The sequence below is a fragment of the Clostridium chromiireducens genome, assembly GCF_003575225.1.
GTDB lineage: Bacteria > Bacillota > Clostridia > Clostridiales > Clostridiaceae > Clostridium > Clostridium chromiireducens.
In genome coordinates, this window is the sequence record NZ_QXDJ01000001.1 from 499776 (window position 1) to 512434 (window position 12659).

Consider the following 12659-nt stretch of genomic DNA (forward strand, 5'->3'; position numbering starts at 1 on the left):
TATTAATATATTTTTCTATAGATATTAGGTAATATGGTGAAGATAAATAGCCGATTTTGCTCTAGTGTGCATAAGAGACTCACTTTCTTTTAGAAAAGTTAGTTATTTTTTATTTAAATGCTCATTTAATAAAATAGTAAATTTTTTTGCACCTCTTAAATTAAGGTGTGAAAAATCATAAAATTCATTATCTTCAAAATCATTATTTTGAAAATAGTCCATAACTTCAAATATATATTTATTTTTGAAACTATTCAAAATATCATAAAATATATCTCTCTGTTTATATTCATAAGCATTCTGATAATATTTAGTAACTGGTAAAATAACTATAGTAGCTTTAATATTATTATAATTAAGCATTTCTAAAATTCTCTCAAAAATATTTATATTTTCTTTTATAGTTTCTGAATACATCATGTTTGATTGTTTTTTTATCTCATCAAATACATTATTATACATATTCTTTTCTACAATACCATTAAATAATTCCTTACAATAGCTTTCATATTTCAAATTGTTCTCACATTTTAAATACATTTTACTTAATAATTTCACTTCATTAATATTAGGATTATTATGTGTATCTTTAAAAATATCATAATATCTTTGGACCCTAAATTTATTATTACTTTTTGACAAATCATATCCAAAACTATAATAAGCCAAATTGATTACAACATGTCTTAAACTATCATTAGTTCTTTTTTCAATAATGTATTTTAATATTTTATAATCATAATATAAATCCTGACCAGAAAGAGCAAAATTAAAAGTTGATTTATCTAAATAATCGATATCAATTCCTGATTCCGCGTACGATAAACCTGTTATGATTGTTTCAAAATTTTTCTCCTCCATATATTTATTTAATTTAAAATTGAAACCTTCTATATTTGATAATCCAAAAATTATACTTTCCCATAAAATAATTTTATGTGTGGGTATTCCAGAATTAATAAGATTTCTTTTTATTTCATCTGATATTAAATTATTACCAGTATCTATAATTATGTAATCATAATTAACACTATTTATATCATTTAATTCAATAGTATCTACTTTATCTAACATATATGTCTTACTAATTATAAATGCAGAAAATGAATCCATATTCTTCTTAATACAATCTGTAGTTCCAATTAACACAACCTTTTTTCTGTTAGCTAATTTAAAATTATCATATGTTTTTCTGATATCCTGTATAATTCTCTCATATTTATTTTTTTTAATTTCACCTTTATTAGAATTAATAACTTGTTCTTTATCAAGATAATACTCATTTTTTACACAAACAAGAAATTTAATGATATTAGCCGCCGCTCTATTCATGGTCCATTTTTTATTTATTAGAAAATTTTTATCTATTTTTATATCCATTACATCTTTAAATTGTTGTTTTATATCTCCATCTAAATTTAAAACTTTTCCTACACCATTCTCTTCTGCAAATTGTTTAAAAGAGATTAAATCCGCAAACATTATAGGTAAACTAGCAGCTAAATAGTCCCAAATTTTATTAGGAAAGGCCGTATCTAAAAATGTTTTATTTCTTTCTGTTAAATTAAATATTGCCAGTCCAATATCATATTTTGTCATTTCAACAATTAAATTTTGCGGTGAAGTAACACCCTCATAATGTATATATTTAGACTTTTTTAATAATTTATTAATATAATTTTCGTCTACAGGACAATGCAAATGAACATGAATGTTATTTTCTGCAAGTTTTAGAAAAATAGGCTCCAAATATCTATGATGACCTATCGTTCCATGAAGTCCTCCTTCAAAAACACAATGAATTTGTCCATCTATATTGCTTAATTTCTCATAATATTTTAAAGGCAATTGTTCTTCTTCAATATAGCTATGTAATGATAAAATAGGTTTATTTTTTAAATTAAATTTATTTACAGCTATATCTCTTATCATAGGGTTTACATATATATTACCTGCACTTTTTACATTTGCTATATACTCTAGAACTATTTGTTCATTAGTTATATCTGATCTTAAAGACATCATATCATGCGTATCATGAATAATAGGCTTATTGGTAGCTGTAAATAATACAGTCAAATAATCAGGTTCATTAGAACTATATAAAATATCATAATCACTATCATTGATAAAATCTATCATTTCATTTACATTCTGTAATTGATAGATATTCTTATATGGTAATTTCAGATTCTTATATACTTGTGAAGGATGCACAGATGAATATAAAATATCTACTTGTATCCCTTTTTGACTTAATGCCTTTGCAACTTTATTTGTCCTTATACATGGCACACTCTGAATAAATAAAACTTTTCGAATAATTCCAGATTTGTTTTTACTTTGCTGAATTAAATTTAAATCAACTCTATGATCTTTGGTAATAATCGAGATTTTTTCATTTATTTCATTTATTGTACTTTCATCATTTGTTATGTCTAAAGCTCTTTCATAATATAATACCGATTCATTATATTTATTTAAATTTTCATAAAGAAAAGCCAAATTGTAATTTAAATCAAAATAATTATTATCTATTTGTAATCCGTTTTTTAATACTAACTCCGCCTTATCGAATTGAGCATTCATCATTAAAATAACTGCTTCCATAGAGAATGCTTCTACATCATTTGGAACTATTTCTAAGTATTCTCTAATTACAGCATAAGCTTCATCAATTTTATTATCATCAATTAACATTGCAACCTTATTTTTTATTTGCTTTTTCATAGAATCAAAATTTTCTTCCATGCTCTACCTTCTCCCTATATCAAAAAATAATTATTGTATATAAGTTTTCTTTTATAAAATATAAATAATTAATACTGGATCATAAATTATAAACACTTCTCCATACATTAAATGAAATAAATCTCCATTTAATCCATTCATCATCTGGAATATTATTAGGAATATACTTTTTCATCGAAGGATTAGCTTCCAATATATTTTTTATAGGTGTAGGATATCCTTTTTTATCTTTTCTCCAACAAACTTCTTCATGCAAAATATCTTTCATTGCATCTCTTAGTATGGCCTTTGACCAACCATTCTTAATTTTGCTGGTAGATGCTAAAGAAAAAATAAAGTTTACCAATCTATAATCAAGGAATGGGAACCTAGCTTCAATAGAAAATGCCATTCCTATTTTATCTTCATATCTCAAAAATGCAGGTATCATATATGTAGTAAGATCCTCAAATAATTTTTCGTTTACATATGAATTATTAAATTTTTGTATACCGTTTGATGTTATTGATTTCAAACTAGTACTAATAGAATTAATAAATTCATATCCCTTTTTATCTTCTATCTTTTGCAATTCATCTGATAATTCATAATCTTCAATACCACCATCCAGCAAATCCAGAATATAATACCATAAATAAAAATCGTATCCTGCTAATACTTCATCTCCACCTTGTCCATCCAAAAGAACTTTTACGTGAGGTTTCGCCAGCTCAATAACATTCCACATTGAAATTATTCCATATGCCTTACACGGCTCTTCAATGTAATACATTATTTTTTTTAATTTTTCTTCAAAATTATCATATGATGGAATTGTTTCATGATTTATTCCAGGATACATTGTAATTACAGAATTATAAAAATAGCTTTCATCACATTCTTCTTCTTCGTATTTTGATGAAAAAGAATGAACTTCACCATCAGAAATATTAGAAACTACTGAATATATAGAACTTGAATCTAATCCACCACTTAAGCAATTTCCTACTGGAACATCGCTTCTAAGCCTTAATCTTACACTATCAATAAATAACTCTCTGAATTTTTTTACATTTTCTTCATAATTATCACTAACATCATATATTGATTCTTTTAAGTTATAATATCGTACTAATTTTCGATTATTATCTTTTAATGAATATATCATATAATGTGAAGACGGAAATCTTTTTATTCCTTCAAAAAATGTATCTTCAATCCCATCAACTAAACCCGTTTGTAAAAATATATTTGCTGAATTTTCGTTTAGTTTTTTCTCATAGTATGGAGAATCTAATATAGGCTTTATCTCTGATGAAACAATAAATATTTTATCATCTTCATAATAGTATAGTGGTTTCACACCAAATCTATCCCTTGAAATTATTAGCTGCTCATTTTTTACATCATAATAAATGAAACTCCACATACCATTCAATTCATTTAAACAATCAGTGCCATATTTCTCCATAATTTTCAAAAGAACTTCTGTATCAGTCTTTGATTTAATCTTTTCATCACTTAAAAATTCATTGAGAAGTTCCATATAATTGTATATTTCTCCGTTGAAGCAAATATAATTTCCGTTCATAGATTTCATAGGTTGATGTCCTGCTGCACTTAAATCCAAGATTGATAACCTTCTATGTGCCAATGCAACTCTATCATTCCTTGACATTAATAATCCTGCATCATCTGGTCCTCTATGTTCCATTTTGTCACGCATTAAAATAACATCTTCATTATTTAACTTTTGACTCGTTTTTGATATTAAACCTAATATTCCACACATAATATATCCCCCTTGAATCTCTATTATCCTACTTATAATTTTTTTCCACTGCATACATGAGAAATTTTATACATATGCGTGTGAAATTTATGCCATATATTTATCAAAATTCCTCTAAAAAGTTATTAAAATCATCTAATTTTTTATATTATTCATAATTCTATAAAACCCCTTTTTAGCAAATAACATTACTTTATCTAACACTTTTTCATTTTGCTAGGATTATATTCTAATAATAATTCTTAAGTATTTCAAATATCTTTTTATTAATTAGTTGTTCTGTTTTTTCTAAATCTACTTCGCATTATTGTAACAATTACATTTATGAAATAAATTTCTATATAGTTAGAAATTATTTTTTATTAATTTGTTAGAACCTTAGTTCCTCTACATTCCTATTATTTATATAGTACATTTACAGAATACTGTATAATGGACTGCTTTTGACTTAAAAAATTTAATTTCCTCAACATAATAAATTAAAAGTACTCCAAAAGAATGATACAGCTTAGTATATAAATAATTCAATATAGTTCACCAAAGATTATATTGAAAAATATTATAAAAATTTGTTTTCTTCTTATATTTAGCTACATAATGAGAATTATACATGGAAAATAATCTATTATCAAATCCAAAGTCTTTTTCAGTTATTATCTTGACATTATTTATTCATTTCTTTATGTATATCACTTAACAAAACTTCTACTAAAAAGCTCCCCCTCCCATTTAAAGTAGGGTAGTCATCTCTTTCTCCTATCTCTAAACATTTTTTAGCATACTCTATAGCTTTACCATACTTCTTAAGTTTAAAATAACATTCTGCTATTAAAAAATATAAATCTACAAACTCTTTTAATCTTGAATCAAGAAGTAGATTATTAGTAAATTGTATGCAGAGATTATAATCACCTAAAACATAGATACATTGGCACATTTTTTTAACCAATATATAATAATATTTTCCAAACCCATATTTTAAGCCACATTCATAACTTTTTACATAAAATTGAAGTGCTTTAGAGTAATCCATATTCGCTGAATAAGTAGATGCTATGTGGTAATTTATAAATGAATCTTCTGGTTCTTTACTTAATTCATTAAAAAGTATATCTAAATTTCTTTCTATCTTATTTTTTTCATCTATACATTTTTGCATATATCCGTAATGTATTATCTCAATATCTTTTCTATTTAAATTTTCTGATTTGTCTATGGATATATTAATTTGTTCATGAACAGGCCTATAATACTTGTATCCCTTATTTTTAAACAGCCTCATATATACGTAAGAATTTTGCTTATTCCTTTCACTTAAAACATTGGTTAATGGAATATTAAACGCTTCTGCTATAGTTGTATTAATAGTATTAATAACATTATCTTTATCAATGTTCAATATCTCATCTGCATCTAAAACGAGTATCCACTCTCCATCCGCATACTTTAATGACTCATTTCTAGCTTTTGCAAAATCATTATTCCAAGCATATTCCATCAATTTAACTTTTTCACCAAATTCCTTAATTATTTCTTTCGTTTTATCAGTGGAGCCCGTATCTATAATCACAGCAGAATTTACCAATTTAAATGCACTATCTAAACAATCTTTTATATATTTTTCTTCATTTTTAACTATCATGCATAGTGTTATATCCATTTTACACTCCTTAATTTATGTTGAATTCTAGCTAATACATATTGATGAAATTTCCTTTTCAAACTGTTAAACTTCTTATTTGTAAGTATTTTATCATATCATTTTTCTTTAAACTATGAAAAGAAACTGTAACACCTTTTTCTGTAGTTTCTGCTATTCACACTCTAACTGTACATAGATTTGCCTTTCTGCAATAAAACTTTATTCTCTCAATCCCTCACTCAGCTAAATTACTTATCTTTAAAATTTCAAAACCAGATTCATTTAAATAATTGATACCTGTATTATTTAAAAAATAATACAAATATTGTCATAAATTCTTTTGCTGTTCTTACCGACATTTATATGTTTCTAGTGATTCTTCAAATTTTCAATGATTATTAAACTTTGTATATATTTCAAAATCTCATCATATTGTACTTTTCAAAGTGACTTATAACCATATTATTTAAAATAAATTCATCGAATACGATTAGTGTGTTTTTCAAAGCTTTCAATTTTACTATTTATCTCATCACGTAATCCCTCATCTGATGCTAAATTACATGCCTTGCTATAATAGGATAATGCCATTTGATCATTTGTCATTTGCTCATATACATATGCAAGATTATAATTCAAGTCGAAACAATCACTATATTTGACTAATGCTTCAATTAATATAAGCTCTGCATCATTTAATCTATTTTCCATAATAGCTATAACAGCTTTCATGGAATAAATCTCCGAATCCTCTTTAATAATCTGTTCATATTCAGCTATACACTTTTTAGCATCAACTAAATTATTATTATTTATCATTTCAGTTATAGATTCTTTAACCCTTTTCTTATAGCCTGCCATTTCATCAGAGTTTTGAACTAAATGTTGAGACACTTCTTCTCCTAACATTTGTATTCCCTTTTTCATATACGGACATGCATTTAAAGCCATTCTCAAATTCTTTAAATATTGAGCTTTATCTTCTTTATATTTTTTTGCTAAATGCATATACATTATAAATAAATCTTCTTCATCTTTCATGCTATATACTAATTTATTTTCTATTATATTACCACTATAAACTTGTTCTAAATAGTAGTAACCACTTTCTAAATAATCATCAAATATTTCCTTATACTGTTCATCATTTATGTTATTTGATTTAAATACACATGTAGATAATATTTTCCTTATTCTAATAGAATTAAATGTCATGCTTGAATTCTTAAAAGCTCTAAGATACTCATATATTTTTATACCTAAACATTCATATTTACTTAACAAAAAGTTAAAATAAAATTTTATTCTAAACTCATTTGTTTTACTTAAAATATTTTCTATTTCCACCTTATTACATAACAAGTAATATATCAAATCTCCATAATAATTTGGAAGATTATTAAAATCAAATTCCTCTATTTTTTTTATTAGGTCTTTGCCCAACTCTTCATTACTAGCCCTCAATCTATTTAATATAGAATATTCCGAATTTCCTTCTGAAAAAGTTTTATAAATCTTTTCTCTTGTTTTAGAATTGTTTTGTAGCAAATATTGCTCTAAAGAACCTAAGAACTTATCTTTTAATTCAATATGTTTTATCAAAATCTCATTTTCATAGTAATCACTTAATTCATTAAATTTATTCAATTTAATGTACAACAAAATTATTAAATTAAATGCATCAACCAAAATATCCTTTGATAATATTTTTTTTGCAAATTCTAAAGCAGTTTCAAACTCTCCTATTCTATTATAAAGAATGCTCAAATCTAAATAAGCATTTTCATAATTTCCAAGGGTATCGTTAATTATTGTAATATCTCTAGTTATTTGAGAAAGATCAAAGTTTTTTACTTTTTCTAAATATATTTTATAATTTCTAATTGCATATTCATTTTTATTCATCATAAATTGAGCTTTAGCAAGATAAAAATGTAAATCTATATATATATTATCTTCGTTAATTGCTTCAAGACAAGTATCTTCTACTTCTTTATATTTACCATTCGTAAAATAAGTTTTAGCTAATTGTCCATATACATATAAATAATCTCTAAAATTTATTTTTTTCCTTTTTATTATATTATAAGCATTATAAATAGGCTCTAATGCTTCTTCAAAATCTCCATGCATAGCATAAGAAACAGATAATTGGAAAAGATAATATATATTTTCCGGATCATTTTTCAGTTCATTTTGTAATATAGTTGCCGTTCTTTTATATTTTCTTTCCATCAAGTCCTTATCATTTAAAACATATCCATAATGTACCAATTCGGACTTTAACTCTAAAACAGGCTGTTTAAATTTTGGTTGATTATGAACTGCTCCTTCATATCGAAAATCAGCATCATTTTTAAAAAGCCTTGGCGATAATAACACTGAATAATTATTTTCATTATCTGCAGAAGAAAAATTCTTTACAGATATACAGGCCGCATTATATTTTTTATATTTCTTAGCTTTAAAAAATTCTATTATTCCATTAGGGTTACTTATGACTTCATCTCCATCAACAACTAAAAACCATTCTCCCTTAGAATAACTAATTGTAACATTTCTCATCTCTGAAAAATTATTCGTCCATTCATGATAATATACTTTATCTGTAAATTCCTTTGCAATTTCAACAGTATTATCTGTAGATCCTGTATCAACAATAATTAACTCTGAATCGATTGCATTTCTAATTGGCTGTAAACTTTCTAGACACTGCCTAAGATATTTTGATTCATTCTTTACCATCATTCCTATGCTTAGCATCAAATGTTATTCCTCCTATGATTTTTATATTATTTTTATACAAAATTCGATAAATTCTTTATAAAAATAATATGATTAAAATGAGGTAGAATTATTCCACCTCATTTTAATTACAATATTATCTTAATAATTGAAGAACTCCTTGTGGTTGTTGGTTAGCTTGAGCAAGCATCGCTTGCGCTGCTTGTGATAGAATATTATTCTTTGAGAACTTCATCATTTCTTTTGCCATATCTACGTCTCTAATACGTGATTCTGATGCTTGTAAGTTTTCTGTTGTAGTTCCTAAATTATTAACAATATGCTCTAGCCTGTTTTGTAATGCACCATAAGCTGCTCTTTGTGTGTTAACACCATCAATTGCTGTATCAATTGCTGTAGCTGATGTACCAGAAGTCACTGCTTTAGCATTTGTTAATGTTGCCGCTGCAATAGTTAATGTAGTTCCTCTATCATCTATTACTATTGTTGCTGCTTTCATTGCTGAAGAACCATTAAACATAGTCTTAGTAGTTATATTTGTTATTTCTGATGCTAAAGCATTCATTTCTGAATTTACATTAGCTATATCTGCTGTACTATACGTACCAGTATTAGCTTTTTGAACAGCTAATTCTTTCATTCTAACTAGCATATCACTTACTTCATTCAATCCGCCTTCAGCAGTTTGTATTCTTGAAATACCATCTTGTGCATTTCTTGCTGCTTGGTCAAGCCCACGAATTTGGCTTCTCATTTTTTCTGATATTGATAGTCCTGCTGCATCATCACCAGCTCTGTTAATTCTCAATCCTGACGAAAGTTTTTCCATCGATTTACCTGCGGCTACGGTATTCATACTTGAATTTCTTTGTGCATTCATTGCATTCATATTGTGATTAATTATCATAATAAATTCCTCCTTGATATTTAAGTTTTGGACTTCCATGTCCAATTTTTATTTGTTAACATAGTAATATTTGATAGTTTATAAGCTATTAAATATTACTATGCTTAGATTTAATTACATTAAACTATCTTAATAATTGAAGAACTCCTTGTGGTTGCTGATTAGCTTGAGCAAGCATAGCTTGTGCTGCTTGTGATAGAATATTGTTCTTTGAGAACTTCATCATTTCTTTTGCCATATCTACGTCTCTAATACGCGATTCTGATGCTTGTAAGTTTTCTGTTGTAGTTCCTAAGTTGTTAACAATATGCTCTAATCTATTTTGTAAAGCACCATATTTTGCTCTTACTGTATTAACTTCATCAATTGCTAAATCAATTGTTGTAGCTGCACTAGTAGAACCTACCGCTTTAGATTTTGTTAATGTTGCTGCTCCAATAGTTAATGTAGTTCCTCTATCATCTATTACTATTGTTCCTGATTTCATTGCTGTAGCACCATTAAACATAGTATTATCAGTTATATTATCTATTTCTGATGCTAAAGCAGTCATTTCTGAATCAACATTAGCTATATCTGCTGTACTATAGGTACCAGTGTTAGCCTTTTGGACAGCAAGTTCTTTCATTCTAACTAGCATATCGCTTACTTCATTTAATCCACCTTCAGCAGTTTGTATTCTTGAAATACCATCTTGTGCATTTCTTGCTGCTTGGTCTAGTCCACGAATTTGACTTCTCATTTTTTCTGATATTGATAGTCCTGCCGCATCATCACCAGCTCTGTTAATCCTTAAACCTGATGAAAGTTTTTCCATAGACTTACCTGCTGCTGCAGTGTTCATAGCTGAATTTCTTTGTGCATTCATTGCATTCATATTGTGATTAATTATCATAATAAATTCCTCCTTGATTTTTAAGTTTTAGACTTCCATGTCTAAACTTTAATTTGTTATAATATAACTTTTAATAGTTTATAATCTATATATTATATTTAATAATTATATAATTATCTTAATAATTGAAGAACTCCTTGTGGTTGTTGATTAGCTTGAGCAAGCATTGCCTGTGCTGCTTGAGATAAAATATTATTCTTTGAGAACTTCATCATTTCTTTTGCCATATCTACGTCTCTAATACGTGATTCTGATGCTTGTAAGTTTTCTGTTGTAGTACCTAAGTTGTTAACAATATGCTCTAGCCTGTTTTGTAATGCACCATAAGATGCTCTTTGTGTATTAACACCATCAATTGCTGTATCAATTGCTGTAGCTGCAGTACTAGCAGTTGCCGCTAAAGCCTTTGTTAAGGTTGCTGCTGCAATAGTTAAAGTAGTTCCTCTATCATCTATCACTATTGTTGCTGCTGACATTGCTTGAGCACCATTAAACATAGTGTTAGTAAAAATATTGTTTATTTCTGATGATAAAGCATTCATTTCTGAATTAACATTAGCTATATCCGCAGTACTATAGGTACCAGTATTAGCTTTTTGAACAGCTAGTTCTTTCATTCTAACTAGCATGTCACTTACTTCATTTAATCCGCCTTCAGCAGTTTGTATTAGTGAAATACCATCTTGTGCATTTCTTGCTGCTTGATCAAGTCCACGAATTTGACTTCTCATTTTTTCAGATATTGACAATCCTGCTGCATCATCACCAGCTCTGTTAATTCTTAACCCCGATGAAAGTTTCTCCATAGATTTACCTGCTGCTACAGTGTTCATAGCTGAATTTCTTTGTGCATTCATTGCGTTCATATTGTGATTAATTATCATAATAAATTCCTCCTTGATTTTAAGTTTTGGACTTCCCTGTCCAATTTTTTTGTTATTATATCAATTCTTAAGAATTAATAGCCTATATACTCATAATTATATATTGGATTCAATCCCCTAATTATCTTAATAATTGAAGAACTCCTTGTGGCTGCTGATTAGCTTGAGCAAGCATCGCTTGTGCTGCTTGCGATAGAATATTATTCTTTGAAAACTTCATCATTTCTTTTGCCATATCTACGTCTCTAATACGTGATTCTGAAGCTTGTAAGTTTTCTGTTGTAGTACCTAAGTTGTTAACAATATGTTCTAACCTATTTTGTGATGCACCATATTTTGCTCTTGCTGTATTAAGTTCATCAATTGCTTTATCAATTGTTGTAGCTGCACTACCTGAACCGACAAGAAGTGTTTTCGTCAAAGTTGCTGCTCCAATAGCCAATGTAGTTCCTCTATCGTCTATTACTATTGTTGCTGCTAATGTTGCTTGTTTACCGTTAAATTGAGTATTGCTGTTAATATTTGTAATCTCTGCTGCTAAAGCAGTCATTTCAGAATCAACATTAGTTATATCTGTTGAACTATAAGTACCAGTATTAGCTTTTTGGACAGCTAGTTCTTTCATTCTAACTAACATATCACTTACTTCATTTAATGCTCCTTCAGCAGTTTGTATTCTTGAAATACCATCTTGTGCATTTCTTGCTGCTTGGTCAAGTCCACGAATTTGACTTCTCATTTTTTCTGATATTGATAGTCCTGCTGCGTCGTCACCAGCTCTATTAATTCTTAAGCCTGACGAAAGCTTTTCCATAGATTTACCTGCGGCTGAAGTGTTCATGGCTGAATTTCTTTGTGCATTCATCGCGTTCATATTGTGATTTATTATCATAATAAATTCCTCCTTGATTTTTTAAGTGCACATCCTTTTGCACCATTTTATTTATAGCTAAGCTCTTTAAGCCTACTAGCATATTTAGTGTTTTTTCATTTTCTAAATTATTCCTGCTAAACTTACCTATTTACTATTGCATTTATTATCTTTTAATTTAATCATTTGTATT

At 27.3% G+C, this 12659-nt stretch carries 8 protein-coding genes; all 8 read right to left on the reverse strand.

All coding sequences use genetic code 11. The annotated features are described in order from the left end of the window. Positions 1-102: 102 nt before the first annotated feature. Positions 103-2751 (reverse strand): tetratricopeptide repeat-containing glycosyltransferase family protein, encoded by a 2649-nt coding sequence (locus D2A34_RS02080; protein ID WP_119365580.1) that lies wholly within the window; start codon positions 2749-2751, stop codon positions 103-105. A 79-nt stretch (positions 2752-2830) separates the two neighbouring features. Next, positions 2831-4522, reverse strand: coding sequence for an asparagine synthase (glutamine-hydrolyzing) (gene asnB, locus D2A34_RS02085; RefSeq protein ID WP_182629294.1), 1692 nt, complete (start codon positions 4520-4522; stop codon positions 2831-2833). Between the two features lie 664 nt (positions 4523-5186). Continuing rightward, the gene (locus D2A34_RS02090) at positions 5187-6182 is read right to left on the reverse strand and encodes a glycosyltransferase (protein ID WP_119365582.1); all 996 of its coding nucleotides are present in this window, start codon (positions 6180-6182) and stop codon (positions 5187-5189) included. Between the two features lie 459 nt (positions 6183-6641). Beyond that, positions 6642-8927 carry a glycosyltransferase gene (locus D2A34_RS02095; RefSeq protein ID WP_119365583.1) on the reverse strand — a complete coding sequence of 762 codons (2286 nt, stop codon included), beginning with the start codon at positions 8925-8927 and terminating at the stop codon, positions 6642-6644. Between the two features lie 118 nt (positions 8928-9045). Next, positions 9046-9816 carry a flagellin N-terminal helical domain-containing protein gene (locus D2A34_RS02100; RefSeq protein ID WP_119365584.1) on the reverse strand — a complete coding sequence of 257 codons (771 nt, stop codon included), beginning with the start codon at positions 9814-9816 and terminating at the stop codon, positions 9046-9048. A 124-nt stretch (positions 9817-9940) separates the two neighbouring features. Next, positions 9941-10711, reverse strand: coding sequence for a flagellin N-terminal helical domain-containing protein (locus D2A34_RS02105; RefSeq protein ID WP_119365585.1), 771 nt, complete (start codon positions 10709-10711; stop codon positions 9941-9943). Between the two features lie 113 nt (positions 10712-10824). Next, on the reverse strand, positions 10825-11595 hold the full coding sequence (locus tag D2A34_RS02110) for a flagellin N-terminal helical domain-containing protein (protein WP_119365586.1): 771 nt from the start codon (positions 11593-11595) through the stop codon (positions 10825-10827). A gap of 121 nt (positions 11596-11716) precedes the next feature. After that, positions 11717-12487 carry a flagellin N-terminal helical domain-containing protein gene (locus tag D2A34_RS02115; RefSeq protein ID WP_119365587.1) on the reverse strand — a complete coding sequence of 257 codons (771 nt, stop codon included), beginning with the start codon at positions 12485-12487 and terminating at the stop codon, positions 11717-11719. Between the last annotated feature and the right edge of the window lie 172 nt (positions 12488-12659).